The sequence below is a fragment of the Limnobacter humi genome (assembly GCF_024518835.1).
Classification (GTDB): domain Bacteria; phylum Pseudomonadota; class Gammaproteobacteria; order Burkholderiales; family Burkholderiaceae_B; genus Limnobacter; species Limnobacter humi.
Genome location: NZ_JANIGO010000001.1, coordinates 974,735 through 999,457, shown reverse-complemented (window position 1 = coordinate 999,457; position 24,723 = coordinate 974,735). Strand labels below are relative to the sequence as shown.

Sequence of the window (24,723 nt, the reverse complement as noted above, 5' to 3'; positions counted from 1 at the left end):
GAACACGAAGCCGAGGACCTGGATGCTGAAATTGCGCTGGACCTGTCGCCCAACCGGCCAGAACTGGTGTTCCACCCTTTAAACAAATCAACGTCGGAGCTTGACCGTGGCTAAGGTGCTGGTGGTTGACACCAACTTTTCATCGGGGCCGATTCTGGAGTTCCTCCGGAGCCTGGGCCACACGGTGTATTGCTGCGGCGGGAACCCCCAGGACTATCTGGCCAAAAACGACCCCGGCTATATTCAACTGGACTATTCAGACGCTGAAGCCTTGCTGGCCTTGACCCGCGAGCTGCATGTGGACCACCTGGTGCCTGGTTGCAATGACCGTTCTTACCTGAGTTGTGCCCTGGTCAACGCCCAGCAGGCATTTCAGGGCATTGACACACTGGAAGCCACCCTGGCGCTGTCCAACAAAGCGACATTCCGGCAACTCGCACTGCGCGAGGGTTTGTCCACACCCGCACTGCATACCGAAGACGCCGTGCCAGCCCACGACTCGGTAATCGTCAAACCTGTCGACGCATTCAGTGGCTTGGGCATCACGGTGGTTCGCGCGGGTGACGCAGCGGGCCTTCAGCAGGCGGTACAACAAGCCAAAGCCGTGAGCAAAACCGGCAACTGTGTCATCGAAACCCATGTTCAAGGGCAACTGCACAGCCATTCGGCATTCATCCAACAAGGCCGTGTGGTGCAGGACTTCGTCGTGATAGAACACGGCTCAGCCAACCCCTTTGTGGTCGACACCAGCCACCTCGCCATTGATTTTCCCAACACAACATTGAAACAGTTGCGCGCCGAAGTGGAGCACATGGCTCAACGTTTGAGCCTGACCGATGGCCTGGTGCATGGCCAGTTTTTGCTCACCGAGCAGGGCTTTGCCTGGGTTGAAATGACCCGCCGTTGCCCGGGCGACCTGTATAGCCAACTGATTGAACTGTCCACCGCTTACCCCTATGCAGCCAGCTATGCCAGCCCCTTTGTGGGCTTGAAGGCAGCGTCCATGCCAGGGGGCGATGCCCGATGGATATTGCGACACACCCTCACCCTGCCCAAGGGCGCGGTGATGGCGCACCTGGACTTTAAGCGCCCACTGATGGTCACGCGCTGGGTGCCACTGGCGGTGAGTGGTGATGCCATTGCGCCCAGCCCCAAAAGCCGGATTGCGATTCTGTTTGCGCAGGCCGCGTCCAGCAGCGAATTGTTGGACCTGAGCCAGGCTGCTCAACAGCGCCAGTTGTACGACATTCACCCTGCGAGGCCCACATGCCAGTGATGGAACACACCCTGGGCGAGCAACTGGATGCCCAGCTGCACCAGCCCAACAACCCGAAAACCACACGCTGGATTGCGGAATTTCTCGACCCTCGCCAACCCGCCCTGCGTTATGCGATTGGCCGCAACCCGGAAGGCCTGGCCCTGGCCCGTGAGGTGCGGCTGGATGGCTGGATTGACGACCGTTTTGAAGGCACCGAGTGGGCAGGTTTGCCCGTGCTGACCATGAAACAGGTCCCTACCCATGCCTGGGTGGTGAACTGCTCAACCTCGATTGTTCCGGTGAGTGTTCACAAAGCCCTCAGCGCGCGCGGGTTCGAACGGATTTTGAGCCTGGCAGACTTTCTGCGTTACCCGGCCACCGCCAACACCCTGATGCCAGCCTTTGTGCGTGAACAACGGCTGGAATGGATGAAGCACCGGGCTGATTGGGAAACCCTGTTTGCCCAACTGGCCGACGATGAATCACGGCACACCTTGATCAATACACTGGCCTTTCGCCTGAGTGCAGACGCATCCAGCATGCAGGGTTACACGGTTCGGTTCCGTGATCAATATTTTGAAGACTTCCTGAACCTGAACCGCGAAGTGTTTGTGGATTGCGGCGGATTTGATGGCGACACCACCGAAGAATTTTGCAAGCGAGACCCAGCTTACCGCCGGGTGTATCTGTTTGAACCGTCGCCGGTGAACATGGCGGCGGCACAGCGGCGCCTGGCGCAGCATCGCGACATTGTGTTCAAACCGCTGGGCGTGTCGGATGCGCCCGGTCAACTGGACTTCGATCCCGACGCAGGCTCGGCCTCGGCCGTGGGCCAGGGTGGTCAACACAGCATCCGGGTCAACACGGTGGACGCCGAAATAACCGAAGCCGCCACCTTCATCAAGATGGACCTGGAAGGCTGGGAGCTGCATGCACTGGCGGGTTGTCGCCAACAGATTTTGAAGCACAAGCCCAAACTGGCTATTTCGGTCTACCACCAGGCCTCGCATTTTCGGGAGGTGTGGGCTCACGTGATGAGCCTGAACCCACGTTACAAAGTCCGCCTTCGCCATTACACCGAGGGTTGGTCAGAAACCGTGATGTTTTTCACGGAGGAATGAGCCATGAACAATCACACACAGCCCCGTTTTGGCAAACCCATCCGCGTGGGCATGATTGGCGGTGGCGTGAACTCGGCCGTGGGCCGGGTGCATGAAATTGCCCTGAAAATGGATGGCGAATTCGACCTGCAGGCCGGTTGCTTCAGCCGGGATGCCGAGTTCAATGCCGAGAGCGGGCGTCAGTATGGTGTTACCGCCAACCGGGTGTACCCCAGTGCTGAGCACCTCATTCAAGCCGAAGCCGACGAACTGGATGCTGTGGTGATTGCCACGCCAATTGACTCGCACGCCGATTACATTCACCTCGCGCTGGACCATGGTCTGGCCGTGATTTCAGACAAACCGCTGCTGGCCAATGTGGCACAGTGCCGTGATTTGCTGACTCGCGTGGACAGCGACACCACCGAGGTGTTCTCGGTGTTCAATTACACCGGCTACCCCGTGGTGCGTGAAATGAAAGCCCGCATTGAGCAAGGCCAGATTGGCCAGGTGTTTCGGGTGATGGCAGAAATGCCACAGGACAGCTACATGCGCCTGAAGAACCAGAACAAGACCACCGCCATTCAGGATTGGCGATTGCGCGATGGCGACATTGCCTGTGTATCGCTGGACCTGTTTGTTCACGTGCATAGCCTGGTGAATTTTCTGTGCAAGGCCAAACCGGTGTCGGTGAATGCCTGGTCACGCTCCATCAGTGGCGTGTCGCCCGGCTTGATTGACGATGTGGACGCCGTGGTGCGTTACGACAACAACCTGCTGTTGAATGCCTGGTATGGCAAGGCCGCGCTGGGCCAGCGCAATGGCCTGCGCATCCGTGTGTTTGGCACGCAAGGCAGCCTGGAATGGTTTCAAGAAGAACCCGAGTTGCTTCGGGCTGCCGATGCCTTGGGCAACCGCATGATTCTGGACCGCATTTCATCGAGCTCCAGCATTACCCCACAAGGCCGATACCAACGCTTCAAAGCAGGCCACCCGGCTGGCTTTATTGAAGCCTTTGCCAATTACTACACCGACATTGCCCGTGCATTGCGCGAAGGTCAACTCAACCCTTACACCCTGTCGGTGGGCGTGGCCACCGAAGGGCTTGAACTGGCGCAGGCCATTGCACGCGCATCCGCCACAGGCCACACCATTGAACTGGGCAATACCGTCCACACCAGCAGTAACCCCACGCCCACCAACCGGAGCATACCTGCATGAACGCACGCCTTCCCGACCACACCGTGATTCAAGCCATTCGGCCCAAAGTGCTGTTCAAAGCGATTGAAAACCGCTTCCCCGGGCAGAACGTGGGCTTTACCGTGAACATTCCCAGCCCGGACATTGGGGGCATGACCCTGCTGGAAAGCAGTGTGCTGGTGAGCCTGGCCAAACTTACGGGTGCAAGCTCCCTGTTTGAATTCGGTACCTTCATGGGTGCCACCACGCTGTTGTTAGCGCAAAACACACCCGTGGATGCGCAGGTGGTCACCATCGACCTGCCGCCTGACGAAGTCAGCAGCACCCACACCGGCGACGTGCTGAAAGACGGCGATGCCAATGATGATTACCTGCGCAGCGCCTTTGCAGACCAAGGTGCCCGCTGCCTGGCCCGCGCCGATGCGGCCGTGCACAGCAAGGTGCAACAAATTTTGCAAGACAGCACCACGCTGGACGTGCGTGAACAAGGCTTTGAGCACCAGTTTGATTTCATCTTCATCGACGGTGGACACCACTTCGACATCGTGAAGAAGGACACGGAAAATGCTTATCGCATGGCCCGCAAGAATGCAGTGGTGTTGTGGCACGACTATGCCTCCAACATCCACTCGGATGTGACCGAGTTTTTGAACGGGCACGCACAGGGCCGCCGCATTTACCATGTGGAACACACCATGATTGCCTTTGAACTCCTGGGTGACTTTTCCACCCTGCTGTCGGGCTCATGAAGTGAGCCTGTAGAGTCATACACCATGTACCGAAGCCCCATCAACCGCGAATTTCTGCAAACACTGTCGCAGCGCGACAACTGGCAGAGCGCCCTCAAACTGGCTGCACATGCCGGTTTGTTGCTGTTGACGGGCTGGCTGTTTACAACACTCACCCAATCGCTCAATGCCCGTTTGCTGGCCGCGTTGCCCGTGCTGTTGTTCCACGGCATGGTGTACACGTTTTTGGGGTATGCCGGCCTGGGCCATGAGCTCAAACATGGCACGGTGTTTTCCTCCCCATGGCTGAATAAGGCGCTATACCGGCTGGTGTCCTTCCTGACCTGGAACAACCCGGTGTACTTTGACCACAGCCACAGCCACCACCACAAACACACCTTGCACACCGGTGTGGACTTTGAAGTGAACCCGGCCCCCTACCCGCTGCTGGAACGCTGGTGGGCATTTGCCCTGTTTGATTGGGCCGCCTTCCAACGCGCCACCACCATTGTGTGGGACAACGCCTGCAACCGCGTCAAAGGTCCGTTTGGTGAAGCCACATTCCCACCTGCCAGCGCTGCACGGCAGGCCCTGGTGCGCACAGCACGGTACACGGTGGCCGGGCACGCGCTGTTGCTGGCGCTGTTTGCCGCCACCGGTTTTTGGCAAGGGCTGTTTCTGCTGACCCTGGCCCCTTTCTGTTGCACCCTGCCCAACCGCATGCTGGCCAAACTGCAGCACAGCGGGCTGGCCTCCAACCACAGCGATTACCGCGCCAACAGCCGTACGCTGCTGCTGCCCCGCTTTTGGTCCTGGTTGTACTGGAACATGAATTACCACATTGAACACCACATGTACCCGGCTGTGCCCTATTGCAAACTGCCCGCATTGCGCGCCGCCATTGAACACGACTTGCCCCCTGGCCCGCACACTGTGCAGGCCCACCTCCACACCTTGCGCACCCCACAGGCCACGGCATGAACACCACCCTCGAAGAACAATTTCAAGTGCATTACACCGAACTGGCCGAACAGGTCAGCGAACTGGAAAATGCTTTGCTGCTGCACACCACACCGGCCGAGAAGGCTGTGCGGCTGCTCGGCAAACTGGTTGAACAGTGCGAGCGCAAACCGTACGCCAACCTGCTGCAACTGAACCTGGTGGGTGTGACCGAGTTGTGCACCCGCATTGCAGCGCTGTACATCCGCGTGTTCACCGACTTTTCGCACAAGTTCACCATCAATGAGGTGTTTCACCTCACCTGCCAAAAACGCTTCATCGGCTATGTGTTTGAGGTGTCTGGCTACGGCAGCCAAACCCATGTGTTGAAGCTGCTGAAGGCCAAAGCCGGCGAGAAGAAAACCCAGAAGCTGACCGACAACCCAGCCATGCTGCGCCTGCTGCTGCTCGCCACATTGGGCGACATTGACACGGCCGACCTGGTGGAACTGTCGCTGGAGGAAACCGAGCCTGCAGCGCTCATTACCCTGGGGCTGTTGCTGGACCGCTTGCCCGTCACGATGAACGGTGAAGCCGCCCGCAAATTTTTGCTGGAAGAGTACAACCCCTTCCATGCGCTTCGGCCGATTGAGCACTATGCGCAAATCATTGCCAATGTGTGGATGCTGTGCAGCTACAGCACGGCTGGCCGCAAGCACACCATCAAGCAACACTTAAATGACTGGTTCAAGCGCCTGCACAAAGCCAAAGGCATTGCCCCCAAACCCACCGGCAGCGTGCCGCAACCGGGCAACACACAACACAAGCCCGTGATGGCCGTGGTGGCCGAAAGCTTCAACTCGCTGCATGCCATGTACCGCTGGTATGCCCCCATCATCAAACAGTTGAAGCACGACTACTACATGGTGCTGGTCGGTCTGAAGGCCGATGTGGACGACGACGCCATTGCACTCTTTGACCGTTATATTGAAGTACCCGTGGACGAAATGAACCTGCAACCGGTGCTGAACCAGTGCACCCCCGACATTGCCTACTTCACCAGCGTGGGCATGCGGGCCTGGGGCATCTCCATGGCCAACCTGCGCTGGGCACCGTTGCAGGTCATGAGTTTTGGTCACCCGGCCAGCAGCTTTTCAAACACCATGGACCTGGCCTTCATCAACACCCGCACGGTGGTCGACACTGGCGTGGTGCATGAAAACATGCTGGTGCTGGACAGCGAAATCGGCAGCCTCATTGAAAAGCACAAACACCTGAAGCTGCCGGAGCAAGCGGTACTCAGCGATGAGTTTGTGTCCATTGCGGTGCCCTGCAATGTGATGAAAATCAACCTGCACTTCATTGCAGCGCTGAAGGAAATTGAACGGCAAGCAGAGAAGCCCGTTCGCTTCATGTTCTTCCCCAATGAATTCGGGCTGGGCCACCTTTCCACCGAAAAACGGCTAAAGGCGCATTTCCCCAATGCCATTGTGGCCCGCCGCACCAGTTACGACCAATACCTGGCGCTGCTGGCCCAAAACCACCTCGCCTTAAGCCCGTTCCCGTTTGGCAATGCCACCTCCACCATCGACTGCATGGTGTTGGGCATGCCCGTGGTGGCCTGGTTGGGCGAAGAACCGCATTCGCGCAGCGACTACGATGTGCTGGCCGCATTCGGTTTGGAAGACTATTGCGTGGCCACCAGTGTGGACAATTACGTGCAAGGTGCTGTGCGTTACATCAACACACCCGGTTTGCTGGATGAACTGCGTGCGCTCGTGAAATCCAAAAACTTCATGGAACGCCATGTGGTGGATGAGAACCCGCTGGCCGAGGAATTTTGCAAGGCGTTGCAGTGGGCGCACCAGCATGCAGACGAAGTGGTCGAACCGCGTGGCGCGGCCTTCTGGCCTGAGGGCCGCTGGAAATAAAACAGCACCAATAAAAACGGCGCAACCGTGAAGGGAGTTGCGCCGTTGAAGTTACAACAACAACCTGTTGTTCTTGTTACCGGCCCATGCGTCGCAATGCGGCGGATGAGAAATCACTGACTTCGTACTTCTTGCCAAATTCGGGCTGCTTTTCTTCGTTGGTCAGCGCATTCACCAGGTAGCGGCGGGCCTGCAGGTCATACAACACCTCACCCGACGAAGCGAAGGTGGGCACATACGGAATCTGCGTGCCAAACACTTCACGAACACGCCACAACTGGCCACGTGCATCGTACTGGTCGGCATGCAGCACCGCCCAGGAGTCCTCATCCACATAGAACACGCGCTTGGCGTAAATGTGGCGTTTGCCCGGCTTCAGGTTGGCCTCCACCACCCACACCCGGTGCAACTCATAGCGCAGCAGGTCGGGGTTGATGTTGGTCTTGCCGATGATCTGGGTGTACTTCAGCGAACGGTCGGCCAGCTTGGCATTGTTGTACGGCACGATCATTTCTTTCTTGCCAACCAACTTCCAGTCATAGCGGTCGGGGGCGCCGTTGTAACCGTTCAAATCGTCGTTGGTACGCAGGCCGTCCGCGCCAATACCCGGGCTGTCGTAAGCCAATTCAGGCGCGCGAATCACGCGGCGCTGTCCCGGGTTGTACTGCCAGGCCAGGCGGGGCTCTTCAACCTGGTTGATGGGCTCATGCACCAGCGCCACTTCACCGGCCGAGTTGGCAGGCGCAGTAATCTGGTTCATGAAGTACAGAATGCGGTTGGGTTCCGGGTTGTCCATGTAAGACGCCCAGGAAATGGTTTCAATCCGCTTACCCGCGGTGAATGAGCCGTCGGACTGCACCGGAAAGTCTGCGGAGTAACGAGTGACCGAGCCACCCAGGTCGCGGAAAATGTGGTTCCAGATCACCTCGATACCGCTCTTGGGGATCGGGAATGGAATGTTGGACTTCTTGATGCCCGTCACACCGTTGCCACCTTCCACCAGCTTCACACTGGATGCCTCGGCCTTGGCATTGTCATACACGCTTTGGCGGTAGGCCGCAGTGCGCCGTGTGGTGTACACATTGAGCTTGTAGCTGGGGTAGCGGCGCATCAACTCCATCTGACCGGGTGTCAGGTTGGCCTTGTATTGCTCCATGTTCGCCGCGGTGATGGTGTACAGGGGCTTGTCGTCGGCAAACGGGTACGTGGAAAACTTGTCGATGTTAAACCCGGCCGGTGCCTTGGCGATACCGCCTGTCCACTCGGGAATGGTGCCAGCCGCATTGCCCTTGCGCTCGGCGCCCACCGGCGTGAGCGACTTGCCCAACTCATCCAAACTTTGGGCCTGCGCTGCACCCAGCGACAACAGCAAGGCTGCTGCCAACATACCCTGGCGCCATGGCCGGGCCGACGTTTTCAATTTCATCGACAATGTCTCCTCATGTTCAGTGGTGGGCCTCACCGGGCCCTTGTTGTGTTGATACTGCAACGGAGTTCGCCTGGATGTCAACACTATGTAAATATTTTATGTCGTGCAGGCGAACCAATGTTCAGTCTATCAGCGCCCCAGCACCAGCGTGGGCGGATTTTGCGCCTGCTCAGCCACACAGGCCGCAAACACATCCGAAGGCCGCACACTTTGCGTGAACACCGCTGGATTGCAGTAGGTGCCCAGCGGGGTGTAGTCACCCATCACCTCGCGGATGGGGGTGCCCTTGGGTACCCGCTGAATGGCCTGTGCAAAGCCTGGGTTCTCCAGCATGTGGCGGTAAATCAGCACCTGGTCGGCATACGGCCCCCAAGGCAGCCAGGCAAAGCCATTGGCGGCTGTTGCATTGGCAGGTCGATCGGCCGGGTCAGAAATCACCACGGTGAAATAACCGTCATCATCCACGGGGGTTTGGAAATCGGCCGAACAGGCGGTGAACCGCTGCGTGGCAAACTCATTGGCGCACAGCGACCAATACCGCAGGTTTTCAGCACCCCGATCCACACCAGGCTGGCTGCGGAATGTGGGCGCCTTGGCCCGCACCAGTGCCAGGCTGCCAAACCGTCGGGAAAACGTGGTGGACGTGTACGCATTGTGAATGTTGCTCAAAAAACCACCCGCTCCCAAGCTGACCGAACCGGGCGTTTGAATATCGGTTCCCAGCCGGGCATTGAGCACTTGCGTGCCCACCTCACCCAAGCCATAAAACCGATTGGTGCGGGGTGGGTAAGCAGCGGTCGGGAAATCCAGCGCCAGTTGGTTGGGGTAGTCCAGCGCCAACAGGCGGTCGTTCAGGCCCAGCGGGGGCAACTGTCCGCCTAGGTTGGGCAGGGGTGGCTCAGCACAGGTGGGCAAGGTGCCCAGTTCCCGGCCACCGTCCGCCGTTTCCACGGTCAGCGTGGGCAAGCCCACGCCGCCATCTGCAAACTCGCCTTTGGCCGACACATACACGCGGTAAATCAACATCACCAAACCGCTGTTGGGCACCGCCCGCGTGCCCAGTTGAATATCCCCGGCGTAGAGGGTGTTTTTGGCCCTCGGCACACTGGGCTGTTGCGTGGGTGAGGCCCCGAATTGCAGGTACGCGGTGTATGCACCACCGGCAGCCGCCACCTGGCGGAATGAATTCACGGAACCCCCATCGGGCTCCAGCTCCACGTCGGCAATCGCATCGGTGGGGCGCTGGGCTGCGTCGTAGGCATTGAATGAGAAATACCGGGCGTCGGGAAATTTACCTTGAATTTTCAGGCGGGTGCCAGGCGTGATGGGGGCCAGCGTGACCCAATACTTGGCCGCACTGTCCGGAAACGCCACGTTCACCTTGTCGGGGTCGGACGCCACACCCCAACCACACCCCACACCGGCTGGTGGCTGGTTGCCACCCATGGCCGCAAGCAGGCTTTCCGAGGTCAACACTGGGGTGCCATTGCCAGACGAATTGACCGTGCTGGACGAACCGTCCCCTTGCCCGCCCATGCAGGCAGACAAACCAAGCACAGCAGTGGCAGCAAGGGCAGTGGTGAAGAAACGAAACATGGCGGGGGCTCGGCGGTGTGGCTGTGGTGTTTGGACTGTACGCAAGCCTCCTCATTTTTACAATCCGTCATTTTTCATCAGCAAATTCACCAGCCCCGCCCTTTCCAAAGGCCGATCGGGCTCAAGTCCGCTTCAAATTCCACAACACCGTCATGCTGGCCACCTCGGTACCGCGGGCATCCTTTACCTCCACCTGAACCGGGAAGTTAATTTTGCCCTCGGCATCCAACAGGCGCTTTAACTCGCCAATATTGCCCTCCACGCGGGAATGCGCGGTGCAGCGGCCTTGCGCGGGTGCTTTCAACTGAAATTCCACCTGGGCTGCCACAGGCCGAACCTTCAGAATGATGGAGGCGAACCCGCCCGCCATGGCGCCACCCGAACAGGTTTCGGCCAGCGTGAACAAGGCACCCGGGTGCACATGCCCGGTGTCGTCCTGCAACTCGGCCTTGGGCTCCATGGCGCTGCGCGCCTGTCCATAGTCCATGTGCTCCAGCCGCACACCACAGGCTTTGGCAAATGGCACCTTGCCATCCATCTGCATTTTCACGACGGGGCGCATCAGTTTGTTCATCAAGCCTTCCATGTGCGGCTCCTCAAGCAGTGGGTGTGGTGGTGAATGTGATGGTGAGTTGCGCAATGGGCTCATTACCCTCGCTGTGCAAAGTGCTGTCCACGCGCACTTCGCCTGGGCTCACGGCATGAGCCTGACTGCTCACCCACACAGCCCCTTTGCCAGGCTTGCGAAATTGAATAGAGGACTCAAACCTGGCAGCCGCCAACGGTGCGCCACCCAAGGCTTCTTCAGCAGCGGCGCGGGCACTGGTGTACGCCACGGTAAACAGGGCACCGGCATGCTGGGTGCCAATGTGGTTTTTCAAATGGGGCTCAAAAGGCAGGTAGGTGGCGGCGGTTGCCGTGCCGTCGCCCGTGCGCCGTTCGGCAGCGCCCAGCTTGGTAAAAGCCATGAATGGGGCAGCGCCCAACAGGCCTTGCAAGCGGGTCAGAATGGATGTGTTCAATTCGAGTCTCCGTCATGTGTTGTTTATTGGCGAGGGGCCACCGCACGCAGATACATTCTTTCAACCTGAGCCGTCATGTTCTCCGGCAGCAGTTCCACACCAGGATGACCCAGTGCATACACCCGAAATAACTCATCTGCAAATGCTTGCCCAACTTCATCGACCCCATCAAAGTCAAGTATCACTGTTCGAAATCGATCAAACCGCGCGATGAGCCGCTTCGCTTGTGACCGAGAGATCAGTGCTTCATCACCATACGCCGCCAAACGCATGGGCACGATGGTCTTGGAGAAATCATAGTCCTCAGGGGCGTCCGTAAATTTTGAATACACATCATTCGTGGTGCGCGTGCTGGCCAGTTGAATACCCATGTGCACGGTCGTGCCCGGCAACAAACCACTTTCGAATTCATGCAACCAGTCATTCGATAGTACTGCGTCGTGCAAATATTCAAGGCCATTAGCGGAGATGCTGAAACTATCAAACATTCGAGATGTAAAAAAAACACCCTCACCGGAATGTCGACTGGGATCGGTGGTTAATTTTCCCTTGGATAGTTCGAAAATAGCCTGTCGCATATCGGGTAGTTTCAGGGCTTCGGTGATTTTTGCAAAAATCCCGATACCATCGTCTGAAATAACCAAACGGAAGGTTTGGTCATCCTGCCAAGCCGACACAAATACAGATTGCCCCACGGAGTGGTCAATTGCATTGTTGAGCATTTCAGTGAAGCCGTGACTCACAATGGCTTGCACGTTGGAGGACAACGAGAGATGCGGCTTGAAATCCCGACTCCAAACCAAATCTTCCTCCAGATTCTGCAACGAATAAAGTTTCGACACGCTGCGCTTATGCCCGGGAATGAATACCGGGTGTGTGGAGGGCCCAGTCCGTGTAATCCACCCCTCTTCCTCCAGCTTTTTGACGTGCTTATTGGCGGCAACCCGAGAGATGGAAAACTTTTCGGCGTAAAACCGGGTTAGATCACGCGGGTGGTCTAGAACATCTTGGCTAACGGTGTGAACAATTTGCGCAAATCGAGATTCAATGGCCATGGTGGTGTTGTAAACCGAGATTGCCAATATTGTAAACTTAAGGCGACAATATTGTAAACCTCGCTCAACCCGTTTTTATCGAATCGGCCGGTGAAACCACACCACCCCAAAGGCAGCCAGTGAGGTGCAGGCGGCCATGCCCATCACCGCACCCCAGCCCACATGGGCCAGCAAGGCACTGCCCAGCGCCGCACCCAGCGACATGCCGGTGAACATGCCCACAAACAGCACGGCATTCAGCCGGCTGCGGGCACCGGGGTCGATGCTGTAAATCAACGTTTGGTGCGAAATCAGCGTGGCCTGCACACCCAAGTCGAACAACACTGCCCCCACCGCCAGCACCACCAGTTGAGAATGCACCGGCCAACCGGCTGCCAAGCCCATGCCCGCAAAAGCCACCACCGCCAGGCCGGCACCCAGGCGCGTCACCACTTGCGGCCCGCGCCGGTCGGCCATGTGGCCAGCCAAGGGAGCCGCCAAAGCGCCCGCAGCACCGGCCAAGCCAAAACTGCCGGCCACTGCGCTGCCCATGCCAAACGGCTCGCCATGCAAATACACCGCCAACGTTGACCAAAATGCGCTGAACCCGGTGGCCAGCAAACCCTGCCCAATGGCGGCGCGCCGCAGGGCCGCATGCTGATTCCACAGCCCTTTCAACGAGGCCAGCAGTTGCAGGTACGGCAGTTGGGTCACCGGTGCCATGGGGGGCAGCACCCGGCGAATGCACAGGGTGATGAGCACAATGGTCACGGCCGCCATCCCGAACACCGCGCGCCAGCCAAACTGCGCCGCCACCAAACCACTCAACACCCGCGACAACAAAATGCCCGTCAACAGGCCCGTCATCACCGTGCCCACCACCTTGCCGCGCTGCTGTTCCGGGGCCAGCGCAGCGGCAGACGGCACAATGTCCTGCGCCATGGTGGCGGTTAAACCAATCAGCAAGGAAGCCGGCAACAGCAGCACCAGCGAGGGCGACACCGTGGCCACCACCAGCGCCACCACCAGCAGCGCCGCCTTGATGGCGATGATGTTGCGGCGGTCGTGCCGGTCGCCCAAAGGGGCCAGCAGCAAAATGCCCACCGCATAGCCCAACTGCGTCAGCGTGGGCACCCAGCCCACCGCCTGATCAGAGGCGCCCAGGTTTTGCGCCAACACCCCCAGCATGGGCTGGCTGTAATACAGGCACGCCACGGAAAACGCCGCGCCAGCGGCCAGCATCCACACCAGCAAGGGCGACAAGCCCGCCGGTTGAGCGGTGGACGCGGGTGTTGACAGGGAAACAGCGGGATTGGACGACATGGGTACCACCTTGAAAACTCCAGCAGCCTGCATCATGGCCTTACTGGCTGCGCATGGGTAGACCCACATCAGGCAGATTTGTTATACATTTAACGCATGACCAAACCCCTTGTACCTGCAGCCCCCCTGCTACCCGGCACCGGCGAGCGCATTGAGCTCATGCTGACCTTCCTGCGCATTGTGGAAGCGGGCAGCCTGTCGGCCGCGGCCAGCCAACTGGGCACCACCCAACCCACCATCAGCCGGCGGCTGAAAGCGCTGGAAGCCGCGTTGGGCCTCAGGCTGATACAACGAACCACCCACACCATGCGCCTGACACAAGATGGCGAGCGCTGCTACGAGCAAGCCAAAACCCTGCTCACCACCTGGGCCCGGTTTGAGTCGGAACTGAAAGGCGCACGGGAGGAGCCCGAGGGCGTGCTGCGGGTGATTGTGCCGCACGCCTTTGGACAGGAAAGGCTGATTGAGCCGCTGGCCGCCTACCTGCGACAACACCCCGGCATGGCCGTGGAATGGCTGCTGCACGACGACCGGGCCATTCAGGACTACATCGCCGCGGGCATTGACTGCGCGATCCAGGTGGGCGAGGTGACCGACCCGGGCCTGGTGTCTATACCGCTCGCCCAAGTGGCCCGCATTGTGGTGGGTTCGCCCGCGCTGCTGGAAGGTCGCCCCATTCCGCAGGATGCGAACGAGTTGGCCGACCTGCCCTGGCTGGCCTTGCGCACCTTTTACCGCAATGAAGTGGTGCTGACCCACACCACCACGCAGAAGCAAAAACGCCTGGCGATACAACCCCGCTTCAGCACCGACAGCCTGTACGCCATGCGCAGCGCTGCCCTGCAGGGGGTGGGCATTGGGCTGGCCTCCGCCTGGGTAATGGGCGACGCCCTGGCCACCGGCGAACTGGTGCACCTGGCCCCCGACTGGCAGGCCGAACCCCTGCCCGTCAGCCTGGTGTACCCCTATGCCCATTTTTACCCGGCACGCCTGCGGCGCTTTGTGGACCTCATCCGCGCAGGGGCCAGCAGCATTTTTGGGGACGATGTGCAGCGTCAACCCAAACCCAAAACAAGCTGATAAAATTTTCAGATCGGAATGTGGCTCAGCCTGGTAGAGCACTGCGTTCGGGACGCAGGGGTCGGAGGTTCGAATCCTCTCATTCCGACCAGTTAAACCCGTGCCGCCGGGATGGCCAACTCCAGTCGTGTCGCAAAAACAAGCTTTCTGCGACATATTTTCTTGACCTGTCGTCGCCAGCGACATATCCTGCCCATCTGTCGCAAAAAACCGGTTTTGACACCATGACAACGGGAAAGGTTATGTCGGCCTACGCTTGGCATCCAGAACAACCTTATAACAGCCTGCCGCCGCTGCCGCCGGCTACCGAGCTGGAAACGCGGGCCGTACTCAAGCGTTGTATTAACGCCCGAGCCGCTGTTGCCGCATTGAAACAAGCAGCCGAGCTGATCCCCAATCAAAGCATGCTGATCAATATCATCCCGCTGCTCGAAGCCAAGGATAGCTCCGAAATAGAGAACATCGTCACCACCACGGACCGTCTGTTTCAATTTGCCCAAAGTGACAACGCCGCTGATTCTGCCACCAAGGAAGCATTGCGCTACCGCACAGCATTACACCGGGGTTATCGCTCCCTGACAACGCGTCCCTTGTGTACCGCAACCGCAGTTGAAATTTGCCAGACCCTCAAGGGGGCTGACATGGACATTCGTCGCACGCCAGGAACGAAACTGGCCAATGACAAGACGGGTGAGGTTATCTATACCCCACCAGAAGGTGAAATCGTACTGCGCGATTTATTGGCCAACTGGGAGCGATTTCTTCACAACGCCGAAGATATTGATCCACTGATCCGTATGGCGGTTGGTCATTATCAGTTTGAAGCGATCCATCCTTTTATGGATGGTAACGGGCGGACAGGGCGGGTGCTCAACATCCTTTACCTGATTGAACAGGACTTGCTCACCCTGCCCATTCTGTACCTTAGCCGTTACATCATCGCCAATAAGGCTGACTACTACCGCCTGCTGCTGGATGTAACGCGCAAGCAGGACTGGGAGGCGTGGGTGTTGTTCATGCTGACGGCGGTTGAAGAAACAGCACGCTGGACAACGGCCAAGATCAGCGCAATCCGCTTACTGGCTGACCACACAACCGCCTATGTGCGCGAGACACTGCCCAAGATATACAGCCGTGAACTGGTGGATGTGATTTTTGAACAACCCTATTGCCGCATTGGCAATTTGGTCGAAAAAGACATTGCTCAGCGGCAGGCTGCATCACGCTACCTAAAAGACTTGGTAGGGGCTGGCGTGCTCACGGAAATGCAGGTGGGCAAGGAGAAAGTCTTTATCCACCCCAAGCTCATGGCACTGCTGATTCGTGATGACAATGAATTCAGCTTCTATGCCCGACCAGCCGGTACTGCGACGGCACCACCCCCACCCAGCGCTTGAACATGCGGCTGAAATTGCTGGCATCGCCACAACCCACCTGGGCAGCCACCGCATCCACCGGCGTGTTGGTATTCATCAGTAACCAACAGGCCTTATTTTTCCGCAACTCGTCGTGAATGGCCTGGAAACGGGTTCCTTCTGCAGCCAATTTGCGGATTAGCGTACGCCGGGTGAGGTGCAGGCGGTTGGCCACCTCATCCAGGGTTAGGCCCAAGCTGTCATCTCCACTTTCCAACACCACCCGCACCCGGTCGGCCAAGGACTCACCCGCGCAGGCCCGGTGCAAGGCCAGTTCGCATTCCTGCAAATGGGCGCGCAGGGCTTGAGCATCGGCCGCAATCGAGGGGGACAACGCCACATCGGCCGGCAGGCTGATGCGCATGGCCGGTGCGCCAAACACATTCACCCGCGCCACCCGCTGGTACTGGTCATACCACTCGGGTTGCTCAAACGGCCAATGCACCGTGAGGTGGGTCTGCAAGTCCAGCCCGGTGATGGTGGAAAACAACTGCAACAGCCCGGCCACCAATTGGCCATGCAGGTATTCATTCACCGGGCCCAAAGGCACCGAAGGCACCAACTGCAGTTCATAGTGCTCGCCCGGCACAATGCTGAGTACAGCCAGGTTTTGCCGCAAACGGGCATAGCGCTGCAGCAGCAAAGCCGCCTCGGCCAGGCTGCTGCTGGCCATCATGGCGGCCCCCAGCACACCATGGGCAGCCGCCTGGGTGCGAAAGCCCACCTCCAACCCCAGCCAAGGGCAGTCCGTCAGCGCCATGCCCCGCACAGCCAAGGCTTGCATGGTTTGCGCACTGATAAACCCGTTTTGGGTGTGGAGGGCCTCCCAGTCCACCGACAAACCGGTGGTGATGGCCTCACGGGCCAGGCCCCGACGCAACAGCTCGGCACACAGCAGCCGCGCATAAACCGGGTGCAAGGCAGGCCGCAGGGCCCAATCCACCGTTTGCATACCGCACGCCCCCGTTTTGTCACTGAATGACGAATTTATGCCACAGAAGGCGGTGTTGCTGTCAAGCCCATCGGCCTAATCTGCTAAAAACAACCTGGAGACCTGCCCCATGAGCACGCCCAACACCGCCCTGCCCCTGCCCAGCCAGTACCGCGACAGCAAAAAGCCCCTGTGGCTGCTGGCTGTTGTTGCGCCGGTGGCTGCCCCACTGGGCCCGGTGCTCTACCTGCAAACCGGCAACACCACCTGGCTGTGGATATTTCTGGCACTGTTTTATGTGGGCCTGCCCATTCTGGACCGCCTGTTTGGTGAAGACCGCCACAACCCGCCCGAGGCCGCCGTGCCCCGGCTGGAAGACGACGCCTATTACCGCTGGGTGACCTACGCGCTGGTGCCCATCCTCACCGGCTGCTTTGTGTTCAACATTGCCTTTTTGGCGACCGAGCCCCTGGCCCCGGTGTACTGGTGGGCCGTGGCCATTACCACGGGCAGCATGCTGGGCTTTGGCCTGAATGTGAGCCACGAACTGGGCCACAAAAAACGCAAACTCGACCAATGGCTGGCGTTGTGGACGCAATCGCTGGGGGCCTACGGGCACTTTTCGATTGAACACAACCGCGGCCACCACCGCGACGTGGCCACGCCCGAAGACCCAGCCAGCTCAAAAATGGGCGAAAGCATTTACCGCTTCATGCTGCGCGAGCTGCCCGGCGCCTTCAAACGGGCCTGGGCACTGGAAGCCGAACGGCTGGAGCGCAAAGGGCACAGCCGCTGGAATGCCCGCAATGAAATATTGCAAGGGCTGGCGATGACCGCCCTGTTGCACGGCAGCTTGGTGTTTGCCTTTGGCTGGCCCGCGGTAACGGCCTTGCTGGTGGTCAGCCTGTGGGGTGCATTCCAGCTCACCTCGGCCAACTACATTGAACACTACGGCCTGCTGCGCAAACAACTGGCCAACGGCCAATATGAACGCTGCCAGCCGCACCACTCCTGGAACAGCAACCACCTGGTGAGCAACCTGGTGGTGCTGCAACTGCAACGCCATTCCGACCACCATGCCAACCCGGCGCGGGGTTTTCAAAGCCTGCGGGATTTTCCGGAACTGCCCAGCCTGCCGTCGGGTTACTTCGCCATGTTCCTGGTGGCCTACATTCCACCGCTGTGGTTCCGCGTGATGAACCCCCGGTTGATTGACGCGGTGGGGCACGATGCCAGCCGCATCAACTTCCTGCCCGGCAAAAAAGCCGCGCTGGTGAAGGAATACGGCTTGGGTTGAAGGGCTTAGCTGGAGGGCTTAGGTGAGGGACTCAGGCTGTTTTGAAATGGCGCTCGGTGTCGCGCACCAAGCCATCAAACACCAGGCGCTTGGGCAAGGCCTGCGTAAGTTGCAGCGCCGTGGCCAACCCCGGGCGGCCCGCCATGGCAAAGCGCCACACAAACTGGCAGCCCTGCTCGGTGGGCGTTACCTGGTAGTCTTCCGCAAACTGCGACAGCAAGGGCACATTGGCCTGCTCCACATAAAACGCGTGGCGGCGGGCTGCGTCGTCCCAAATAAAAAAGCGTTCCTTAAGGCGCACCAGGTTGAACTGCGCACCCACCTCGCGGCGCGTGCCAACACCAAAGGGGCGTGGTGAGGTGTATTGCACCGTGAGCGCTTTGCACCAGGTTAATGGGCGGTCTGCCACCAAGCCCGCCCACACATCATCGGCCGAAGCGGCCAGGTTCATCACGTAGGTGAAGCGAATGGGCGCGGTGTCGAAAAACGACTCATCAGCAACAGGCTGAAGGGGAAACCAAGGCAAAGGGAGTTTCATGGTGCAGTGGGTGGTGAATGGTCACCTTGATACTGCAACGGGTTGGGGTTGGATGTGGTGCCCTTAACCCTCAACGCTTACACACATTGAGCCCATAGGCGAAATAGCCCACCTGGTCGCGGTCCACATTGTTCCAAACCTCGCCCACCGACTTGTCGCCACGGCTTTGTGCTGCGCCAATGCTTCCACCCCATACCTTGGGGTAACGGTGTCGGTATAAATCTCCATACACCACAATGGCCACATGCCCGTTGCTGCGCTTTGGTTGGTGGTCTTTTGCTTTCAACACAGCCAGCACAAACTGGCCGGCGTAGGCCAACCGTGCTGCTTCGGCACCTGACTCCACTTTGGTCCAGTTGCTTTCCACAGCAGCCGCAATGCCATCCGCAGTGGCCGTATCGGGCAGTGGAATACCCAAGCGTTTTGCAACTGCTTTAACAAAGCCCGAGCAGTTGTTGCGGTTTTTTACACCACTGAGAAATTCTTCATCCCAAACTGCATTGCACTGCTCAATGATGCAGCCGTCGAGGCTCGGCATGGATGGTCTCCAAATGAAAGGACATAACGATGGCGCTAATGCAAGAAAAAGTAATCAGCGGCCGGAAGGCAAACAAGCGCTGTTCAGCTTGAGGTGCCGAACCGCCCAGTTTCCAGTGAGACGACGGACCACGATTGCGCCGGGCTGAATCGCCCAGCGGGCACCGGATACATCCAGTGAAGCCACGCGCTGACAGGTTTGTGTGTTGTAGAAATTCAATGCGTCGTTCGAGCCGCTGTATTCGTGCGTGACGAGCACTGAGGCATCCCGATTGACATACACATGCTCGCGAACCCAAACACCCCCTTGCTTGATTTCACAAGCCTGGCGAGTAGACGAATGGACAACCTCCAAGGGGGGCTCGGGAAACACCGAGACCGGCAATTCCCGCTTGTCGTTGTGAAAACGAAATTCAACACCTTGGGCCGAACCCACATATTGCTCTGCAGGCTCGGCACCCACAGGCTGAATTGCCACGGGGGTTAGCGTGCACTGCGCGGCAAAAACCGGTTGCAGGGCCGACAGGCAGACAAGCAAACAGACGGCAAATAGAGGCAAGCGTGGGCGCATGGCGATTTGAAAGGTGATTCAGAACAGTTTAGTGCGCTTTCAATACAGGAAGTTCGAGGACGTTCGCTCTGGTATGCTGACCCAATATTGAGAACAAAAGCCGGCATGGACAGCAACACCATTCAATACTACGACGACCATGGTGCGGACATCGCCAAGCGATATGAAGCAGTCGGCAGCCCGGTCTCTCAATACTTTTCGCAAGCCTTTCTACCAGGTTCAACGGTTTTGGAAATCGGCACGGGCTCGGGCCGAGACTTGGCCGCTTTACACGCCAGTGGGTTGGACGTGCTTGGCGTTGAACCTTCAAAAACCCTGCGGGATGCAGCCACACACTTTCACCCTGAACTTGTTGGCAAACTGCGGGAAGGCGCATTGCCTGAGCTCCATCTGGGCAAAGCCACATTTGATGGCGTGCTGTGCAGCGCAGTGCTCATGCACATCGCACCCCATTTGTTGTTCGATTCAGCGCTACAAATCCGGAATTCATTAAAGGTCAACGGGCGGCTGTTGTTGTCGCTTCCACTGGCGCGTGGCGATACCGACCACACACACCGAGACCCGCATAGCCGCCTGTTTTACCCCTACACACCCGACCAGATCGAAACGCTGTTCACCCGCCTTGGGTTTGTGCTGATTTCCCGGTGGGACACAGACGACACCCTTCAAAGAACGGGCAACTCTTGGTTCACGCAACTTTATGAGTACAGAGCGCAAACGGGTGTTCGCCCACTGGACCAAATTGAAGCGGTGCTGAATCGCGATCGAAAAGAGGCCACCTACAAACTGGCCTTGTTTCGTGCTTTGGCCGACATCGCGCAGGTCAACGAACGAAGCGCCGTGTGGCACCCCAACAGGCATGTGGGTGTGCCGCTTGCATTACTGGCCAACCGGTGGCTGCGTTACTACTGGCCGATTGTTGCCTCACCCAAGTTCATCCCACAATCCAACGCTGAAGGCAGCGGTGGCAAGTGCATGAAGTTTCGGGCCGCATTGTTGGGGTTGATTGACGAGTACAGGGACCAAGGTACCCATGGCGGATTCACGGCCTGGTACTTGGAAAACCAAGCGAATACGATGCGACCGCAGACCATACTAAAACAACGAAAAGCCCTGAAGGACATTGCGGACACAATTGTGGCTGGCCCTGTAACGTACGCCGGTGGCGCGTTGGACAGTGGGCCCATTTTTGGATACGACCCAAGCAGCAAACATGTGCTGGTGCCTGCCGCCATCTGGCGGGAATTGGTGCTGATGGGCCACTGGATTTCAGAAGCGGTGGTTTTGCGCTGGGCAAACCTGTCTGCAAAATTTGGTGCCAAAAACGGTGTACTTGGACTGGCAAACGGCTGTCCGGAAATTTTGTGGTGGATCACGCCATTCCTTTTTCACTGTGGGGCAGCAACGACCTGTGGAACCTGCTTCAAGCAGACCCCAAGGTGAATTTGAACAAGTCAGACAAACTGCCCACCATTGAACTGCTGGAGGAACGGCGAACAGCCATCTTCGAAGACTGGAGCATTTTGCGCGATGCGTTACCGGCGGTGTTTGATTTGCAGGCGAGTGCTTTCTTGGGCTCAACAGTTTCGCTATCAGCCAACGACTGGCAGACAGACCTATTCCGAATCTTCAAACAATCGATAGAGACCACTGCCATGCAGAGAGGGGTTGCCCGATGGGCGGGACCCATTAGCCGCCGTGCAGTCAATTAGCCACGGGCGTTTTGACACAAACCGGGGTACGTTCTGTTTCTTACGCACCGATTTCTCGCAGCACCTCTGGGTGCATAACAGCAACTTTAAGCAGGGTTTTTGCCGCACCGGTTGGGCTTCGACGGCCCTCAGAGGGGCAAATGATCAGGCCCAACAGGCCTCACCCCCCATAAAATCCAAACACCAACACACCCATACCTCCTGCATTAATTATTTGAACGCTTATATCAGTCATGCCGACTTTAGCAGCCAAAGGTTCGAGGTGCTGCGGTGTGTACAAAGCATTTAACGGTAATTGCTTTAACGCTGCCTTGACCCTTGCCACATCCACTGCAGGGAATAACAAAGCTGGCAAAGCATCAAAGGTTTTAGTCACTGTCTCGGCCATGGGGTGGGGGCCGAGGAGAACAGTCAGCGTTGCACCGTAGTGCGCGCAGCTGAAAAGTTGCAAATGAAAACCACCAATGCCTTTCAGGGCACCCATGTAACCAGTGTTTGTCTCCAACTTCTCAAAGCCAATCACATGCCTCGATTTTTTAAATTGCTGTACATCAACCCCACTTTGTTCATAGATGCAGTCGCTTCCGGAACCTGCCCAAGCAGGCGCTAGGGAAATTGAAAGACACCAAAAGAGAAAATACAAAGCTGTTTTCTTAATCATGATTTCTCGAGTTGTGGAATTTCCAGGTGATAGGCAGGGTCTTTGGGTGGGACAATGTATTTCGCTACTCGTTTTTCACCCTGTACTGCCGCGACAAACAGGTCGCGTAAGCCTGGGTCGATGCTAGAGGGCGCAATGTCGATCACATTTAACTTCATTGGATCAGCAACATGATTTGAAATCTTTGATGGATCAAGCGCAATAATCTTCGCCTGCATCATTGAAATGATGAACTGCTTATGATGTTTTTTCGATTTGTACTTTAAGTACTCGTCAATCACTTGGTCACCATAATTGCTGTAGAGCAATTTTTGGTGCTCAGCCCCATAGCGTTCAATATTTTCATACATGATGCGAGCTTGATCCGCAGGGGTACGCGCAGTACTAGTGATCAGAATCGATGGCACACCTGCCGTTCGCATAATGTCTGTAAGCACCGACCTTGAGTACGCTGAGACAAACTGCAGGCTTTTTTCTGCGTTTAGAAACTGAATAGTTGCCAAAGCTCTTCTCACAGGGTTTTTCAAGAAGGGGGAGCCTAACAAAAATAGGTGGGAGGTGAGAAATACCCATTTTTCTTGTGGTCAAGGGTGAATATGACTTTTAAATGCATGTTGATCGCTTCTTCCCCCCTCTAGTCCGCTGTGCTTTAAGCTTAGAACGTGGCTTGTTTTTTACCCCAAAAGCAGGTTTTCAGCAGATCATAGTGGAATGTCCCCTTCGGCCGAGAAGCCGTCATCCTGCAATAAGGCAGCTGCCAACCAATACTCAGGCTAGGGCCTGTGACAAATATTTGTCACAGAGCTGTCACAGCAGATATTCGACAGGTTGGCAATTCCCAACCCTAAAAACAAAAAAGCCCCGACCAGCGGGGCTTTCCAGTTCAAAACAGTTGGCGCGGCCGGCGGGGATCGAACTTCGGAGGCCAAGCTAGAAGTATTCATCTCAAAAGCCCTATATCCGCCTGAAACGACGTCAAACTGTCTTCTCAGGGGCAGCGCCTCACCTCTATAGTGTTGCTTTCGCACACTAACTGTGAGATAACACCAGTTAACGTCTCGGCATCATTTCGCTATTTTCGAGGTTTCTGGGAGCATTAGCCCACTTTTCGCGTATCTGCTGACGATTGGATTGAATTCGTCACAGAGCTTTAAAAGGTCACTGCGAGATCATGATGGGCACCGAATTGAACCAAACAGCAAACAGCGCTTTTAGCGACTACATCGTCTATGTTGATGAGAGCGGTGACCACGGGATGCAAAACCTGGATCCAAACTACCCGGTTTTCGTCCTTGCTTTCTGCATATTTCACAAAAGACACTACGCCAACCAAGTTGTTTCCGCACTGCACCAATTTAAATTTCGGCACTTCGGTCATGACTTGGTCGTGCTACATGAACACGAAATCCGGAAAGAGAAAGGTGCGTTCACCTTTAAAGGTAAGCATCAAAAAACTCAGTTTCTTGACGAGCTAAGCCAACTGATCCGGGTCCACAACTTTATTTTGGTGTCTTGTGTCATCGATAAATCCAAACTAAGCGGCACTTCTGATCAAAATAAGAATCCTTATCACCTAGCTCTTGGCTTTTGTTTGGAGACGTTGCATGAGTTCTTGCAAGAGAAAAACCAGCAAAACCTCATTACCCATGTCGTTTTTGAATGCCGGGGCAAAAAAGAGGATAACGAGCTAGAACTCGAGTTCCGCCGAATGACCAATGGGGCAAATCGCGCCGGAATCAACCTTCCTTTTGAGATTGTTTTCGCGGATAAAAAGGTGGATTCGCCGGGGCTGCAACTTGCTGACCTGGTTGCAAGACCGATTGGCCTAAGTATTCTGCGCCCCGGTCAACCAAACAGTGCTTTTGACGTGTTGAAAGAGAAGTTTTATTGCTCTGGGGGCCGGCAAAATGTCGGTCGCGGATACGAAAACTGGGGATTGAAGGTTTATCCCCTTGAGAAAAGCGAAAAGCCCCGATGAAACCCACCGAGGCTATAACGCCGACCGGGAACCCCCAATCCACTTATCCGAAGTGTAAGCGATGTACAACTCTCAGATCAAGTCCTATTGACGGGATGGCAAAGCCGTCGGCGGCGATATCGCCCGGGAGGGACCGCTCCTAGTGAACCCTATACCGACATGGAATCCCAACCTAATCGTGGACTGTGGCCAGTTTGAGGATGCACTTGCATCAGAAACAGAAAAAACAGGCCTGTCGGATCACTTTGTCACTAATTTGAGACGGAGTTGGGCAATCGGGGAAGATTTGCGCTTACACGAAGGCCTTCGTAATCACAAAGTCGAATCTGAGGTTACGGTTCCTTTCGCTGGGGGAGGGTTTCTCCACTACTGTCTAGGATGGCTGTGCACATCGAACTATCAGCAAACGCTAAAGATCTGGTCGGATACAGATGACTTTTACA

The 24,723-nt window shown here is 57.1% G+C and carries 24 protein-coding genes and 1 tRNA gene; 13 read left to right on the top strand and 12 right to left on the bottom strand.

Translation table 11 applies throughout. The annotated features are described in order from the left end of the window. The first annotated feature begins 106 nt into the window (after positions 1-106). The 6 genes from NQT62_RS04715 to NQT62_RS04690 are packed head-to-tail and all read left to right on the top strand — an operon-like array spanning position 107 to position 7,156. On the top strand, positions 107-1,276 hold the full coding sequence (locus NQT62_RS04715; protein ID WP_256763453.1) for an ATP-grasp domain-containing protein: 1,170 nt from the start codon (positions 107-109) through the stop codon (positions 1,274-1,276). Further along, the gene (locus tag NQT62_RS04710) at positions 1,267-2,379 is read left to right on the top strand and encodes an FkbM family methyltransferase (RefSeq protein ID WP_256763451.1); all 1,113 of its coding nucleotides are present in this window, start codon (positions 1,267-1,269) and stop codon (positions 2,377-2,379) included. The genes NQT62_RS04715 and NQT62_RS04710 overlap by 10 nt, the downstream gene beginning before the upstream one ends. Positions 2,380-2,382: 3 nt before the next feature. Beyond that, positions 2,383-3,579 (top strand): Gfo/Idh/MocA family protein, encoded by a 1,197-nt coding sequence (locus tag NQT62_RS04705; RefSeq protein WP_256763450.1) that lies wholly within the window; start codon positions 2,383-2,385, stop codon positions 3,577-3,579. Beyond that, a complete protein-coding gene (locus NQT62_RS04700) occupies positions 3,576-4,307 on the top strand; it encodes an O-methyltransferase (RefSeq protein ID WP_256763449.1) in 732 nt (243 codons plus the stop codon). Before NQT62_RS04705 ends, NQT62_RS04700 begins: the two co-directional genes overlap by 4 nt. 24 nt (positions 4,308-4,331) lie before the next feature. After that, on the top strand, positions 4,332-5,267 hold the full coding sequence (locus NQT62_RS04695; RefSeq protein ID WP_256763448.1) for a fatty acid desaturase: 936 nt from the start codon (positions 4,332-4,334) through the stop codon (positions 5,265-5,267). After that, positions 5,264-7,156, top strand: a complete 1,893-nt coding sequence (locus NQT62_RS04690) for a tetratricopeptide repeat protein (RefSeq protein ID WP_256763447.1) — start codon at positions 5,264-5,266, stop codon at positions 7,154-7,156. The genes NQT62_RS04695 and NQT62_RS04690 overlap by 4 nt, the downstream gene beginning before the upstream one ends. Positions 7,157-7,232: 76 nt before the next feature. On the opposite strand, the gene NQT62_RS04685 is transcribed toward NQT62_RS04690, so the two are convergent. The 6 genes from NQT62_RS04685 to NQT62_RS04660 all read right to left on the bottom strand — a co-directional run bounded on the left by NQT62_RS04685 (position 7,233) and on the right by NQT62_RS04660 (position 13,560). Continuing rightward, on the bottom strand, positions 7,233-8,582 hold the full coding sequence (locus NQT62_RS04685) for a DUF1329 domain-containing protein (protein ID WP_256763446.1): 1,350 nt from the start codon (positions 8,580-8,582) through the stop codon (positions 7,233-7,235). Positions 8,583-8,714: 132 nt separating this feature from the next. Next, a complete protein-coding gene (locus NQT62_RS04680) occupies positions 8,715-10,181 on the bottom strand; it encodes a hypothetical protein (protein ID WP_256763445.1) in 1,467 nt (488 codons plus the stop codon). Positions 10,182-10,302: 121 nt separating this feature from the next. Further along, the gene (locus NQT62_RS04675; RefSeq protein WP_256763444.1) at positions 10,303-10,767 is read right to left on the bottom strand and encodes a PaaI family thioesterase; all 465 of its coding nucleotides are present in this window, start codon (positions 10,765-10,767) and stop codon (positions 10,303-10,305) included. A 10-nt stretch (positions 10,768-10,777) separates the two neighbouring features. Next, entirely contained in the window at positions 10,778-11,203 is a 426-nt protein-coding gene (locus tag NQT62_RS04670) for a PaaI family thioesterase (RefSeq protein ID WP_256763443.1), read from the bottom strand. A gap of 23 nt (positions 11,204-11,226) precedes the next feature. Then, positions 11,227-12,258 carry an STAS-like domain-containing protein gene (locus NQT62_RS04665; protein ID WP_256763442.1) on the bottom strand — a complete coding sequence of 344 codons (1,032 nt, stop codon included), beginning with the start codon at positions 12,256-12,258 and terminating at the stop codon, positions 11,227-11,229. A gap of 75 nt (positions 12,259-12,333) precedes the next feature. Continuing rightward, entirely contained in the window at positions 12,334-13,560 is a 1,227-nt protein-coding gene (locus tag NQT62_RS04660) for an MFS transporter (protein ID WP_256763441.1), read from the bottom strand. Between the two features lie 96 nt (positions 13,561-13,656). Here NQT62_RS04660 and NQT62_RS04655 point away from each other — a divergent pair, with 96 nt between their 5' ends. From NQT62_RS04655 to fic, 3 genes are all read left to right on the top strand, one after another. Beyond that, on the top strand, positions 13,657-14,640 hold the full coding sequence (locus NQT62_RS04655) for a LysR family transcriptional regulator (RefSeq protein ID WP_256763440.1): 984 nt from the start codon (positions 13,657-13,659) through the stop codon (positions 14,638-14,640). 14 nt (positions 14,641-14,654) lie between these two features. Further along, positions 14,655-14,731: transfer RNA gene (locus tag NQT62_RS04650), tRNA-Pro, on the top strand. A 151-nt stretch (positions 14,732-14,882) separates the two neighbouring features. After that, positions 14,883-16,037, top strand: coding sequence for a protein adenylyltransferase Fic (gene fic, locus NQT62_RS04645; protein WP_256763439.1), 1,155 nt, complete (start codon positions 14,883-14,885; stop codon positions 16,035-16,037). On the opposite strand, the gene NQT62_RS04640 is transcribed toward fic, so the two are convergent. Next, complete coding sequence (locus NQT62_RS04640; RefSeq protein ID WP_256763437.1) at positions 15,979-17,007, bottom strand: helix-turn-helix domain-containing protein; 1,029 nt, start codon at positions 17,005-17,007, stop codon at positions 15,979-15,981. The two genes, fic and NQT62_RS04640, sit on opposite strands and share 59 nt — an antisense overlap. A gap of 109 nt (positions 17,008-17,116) precedes the next feature. Here NQT62_RS04640 and NQT62_RS04635 point away from each other — a divergent pair, with 109 nt between their 5' ends. After that, entirely contained in the window at positions 17,117-18,283 is a 1,167-nt protein-coding gene (locus NQT62_RS04635; protein WP_256763436.1) for an alkane 1-monooxygenase, read from the top strand. A 31-nt stretch (positions 18,284-18,314) separates the two neighbouring features. Here the strand turns inward: NQT62_RS04635 and NQT62_RS04630 are convergent, their stop codons facing one another. From NQT62_RS04630 to NQT62_RS04620, 3 genes are all read right to left on the bottom strand, one after another. Further along, positions 18,315-18,821, bottom strand: coding sequence for an SRPBCC family protein (locus tag NQT62_RS04630; protein ID WP_256763435.1), 507 nt, complete (start codon positions 18,819-18,821; stop codon positions 18,315-18,317). Positions 18,822-18,891: 70 nt separating this feature from the next. After that, positions 18,892-19,359 carry a hypothetical protein gene (locus NQT62_RS04625; RefSeq protein WP_256763433.1) on the bottom strand — a complete coding sequence of 156 codons (468 nt, stop codon included), beginning with the start codon at positions 19,357-19,359 and terminating at the stop codon, positions 18,892-18,894. A 54-nt stretch (positions 19,360-19,413) separates the two neighbouring features. After that, the gene (locus NQT62_RS04620) at positions 19,414-19,929 is read right to left on the bottom strand and encodes a hypothetical protein (RefSeq protein WP_370569127.1); all 516 of its coding nucleotides are present in this window, start codon (positions 19,927-19,929) and stop codon (positions 19,414-19,416) included. A 105-nt stretch (positions 19,930-20,034) separates the two neighbouring features. Here NQT62_RS04620 and NQT62_RS04615 point away from each other — a divergent pair, with 105 nt between their 5' ends. Together NQT62_RS04615 and NQT62_RS04610 are read left to right on the top strand one after the other, a co-directional pair. After that, positions 20,035-21,372 carry a class I SAM-dependent methyltransferase gene (locus NQT62_RS04615; RefSeq protein WP_256763431.1) on the top strand — a complete coding sequence of 446 codons (1,338 nt, stop codon included), beginning with the start codon at positions 20,035-20,037 and terminating at the stop codon, positions 21,370-21,372. Further along, a complete protein-coding gene (locus NQT62_RS04610; RefSeq protein ID WP_370569126.1) occupies positions 21,294-21,641 on the top strand; it encodes an HNH endonuclease domain-containing protein in 348 nt (115 codons plus the stop codon). Before NQT62_RS04615 ends, NQT62_RS04610 begins: the two co-directional genes overlap by 79 nt. Before the next feature lie 160 nt (positions 21,642-21,801). Here NQT62_RS04610 and NQT62_RS04605 read toward each other — a convergent pair whose 3' ends face one another. Both NQT62_RS04605 and NQT62_RS04600 read right to left on the bottom strand, forming a co-directional pair. Beyond that, positions 21,802-22,302 (bottom strand): hypothetical protein, encoded by a 501-nt coding sequence (locus NQT62_RS04605; protein WP_256763429.1) that lies wholly within the window; start codon positions 22,300-22,302, stop codon positions 21,802-21,804. Further along, positions 22,299-22,829: a hypothetical protein gene (locus NQT62_RS04600; protein WP_256763428.1), complete on the bottom strand. Its 531-nt coding sequence runs from the start codon at positions 22,827-22,829 to the stop codon at positions 22,299-22,301. The genes NQT62_RS04605 and NQT62_RS04600 overlap by 4 nt, the downstream gene beginning before the upstream one ends. Positions 22,830-23,473: 644 nt before the next feature. On the opposite strand from NQT62_RS04600, the gene NQT62_RS04595 reads away from it, so the two are divergent. Continuing rightward, complete coding sequence (locus NQT62_RS04595) at positions 23,474-24,280, top strand: DUF3800 domain-containing protein (RefSeq protein WP_256763427.1); 807 nt, start codon at positions 23,474-23,476, stop codon at positions 24,278-24,280. Positions 24,281-24,723: the final 443 nt, after the last annotated feature.

Bases quoted from the DNA above. Each gene is read 5' to 3' on its own strand.
- NQT62_RS04710 (WP_256763451.1), top strand. From the start codon at position 1,267: ATGCCAGTGATGGAACACACCCTGGGCGAGCAACTGGATGCCCAGCTG.
- NQT62_RS04705 (WP_256763450.1), top strand. From the start codon at position 2,383: ATGAACAATCACACACAGCCCCGTTTTGGCAAACCCATCCGCGTGGGC.
- NQT62_RS04700 (WP_256763449.1), top strand. From the start codon at position 3,576: ATGAACGCACGCCTTCCCGACCACACCGTGATTCAAGCCATTCGGCCC.
- NQT62_RS04695 (WP_256763448.1), top strand. From the start codon at position 4,332: ATGTACCGAAGCCCCATCAACCGCGAATTTCTGCAAACACTGTCGCAG.
- NQT62_RS04690 (WP_256763447.1), top strand. From the start codon at position 5,264: ATGAACACCACCCTCGAAGAACAATTTCAAGTGCATTACACCGAACTG.
- NQT62_RS04685 (WP_256763446.1), bottom strand. From the start codon at position 8,582: ATGAAATTGAAAACGTCGGCCCGGCCATGGCGCCAGGGTATGTTGGCA.
- NQT62_RS04680 (WP_256763445.1), bottom strand. From the start codon at position 10,181: ATGTTTCGTTTCTTCACCACTGCCCTTGCTGCCACTGCTGTGCTTGGT.
- NQT62_RS04675 (WP_256763444.1), bottom strand. From the start codon at position 10,767: ATGGAAGGCTTGATGAACAAACTGATGCGCCCCGTCGTGAAAATGCAG.
- NQT62_RS04665 (WP_256763442.1), bottom strand. From the start codon at position 12,258: ATGGCCATTGAATCTCGATTTGCGCAAATTGTTCACACCGTTAGCCAA.
- NQT62_RS04660 (WP_256763441.1), bottom strand. From the start codon at position 13,560: ATGTCGTCCAATCCCGCTGTTTCCCTGTCAACACCCGCGTCCACCGCT.
- NQT62_RS04655 (WP_256763440.1), top strand. From the start codon at position 13,657: ATGACCAAACCCCTTGTACCTGCAGCCCCCCTGCTACCCGGCACCGGC.
- fic (WP_256763439.1), top strand. From the start codon at position 14,883: ATGTCGGCCTACGCTTGGCATCCAGAACAACCTTATAACAGCCTGCCG.
- NQT62_RS04640 (WP_256763437.1), bottom strand. From the start codon at position 17,007: ATGCAAACGGTGGATTGGGCCCTGCGGCCTGCCTTGCACCCGGTTTAT.
- NQT62_RS04635 (WP_256763436.1), top strand. From the start codon at position 17,117: ATGAGCACGCCCAACACCGCCCTGCCCCTGCCCAGCCAGTACCGCGAC.
- NQT62_RS04630 (WP_256763435.1), bottom strand. From the start codon at position 18,821: ATGAAACTCCCTTTGCCTTGGTTTCCCCTTCAGCCTGTTGCTGATGAG.
- NQT62_RS04625 (WP_256763433.1), bottom strand. From the start codon at position 19,359: ATGCCGAGCCTCGACGGCTGCATCATTGAGCAGTGCAATGCAGTTTGG.
- NQT62_RS04620 (WP_370569127.1), bottom strand. From the start codon at position 19,929: ATGCGCCCACGCTTGCCTCTATTTGCCGTCTGTTTGCTTGTCTGCCTG.
- NQT62_RS04615 (WP_256763431.1), top strand. From the start codon at position 20,035: ATGGACAGCAACACCATTCAATACTACGACGACCATGGTGCGGACATC.
- NQT62_RS04605 (WP_256763429.1), bottom strand. From the start codon at position 22,302: ATGATTAAGAAAACAGCTTTGTATTTTCTCTTTTGGTGTCTTTCAATT.
- NQT62_RS04595 (WP_256763427.1), top strand. From the start codon at position 23,474: ATGATGGGCACCGAATTGAACCAAACAGCAAACAGCGCTTTTAGCGAC.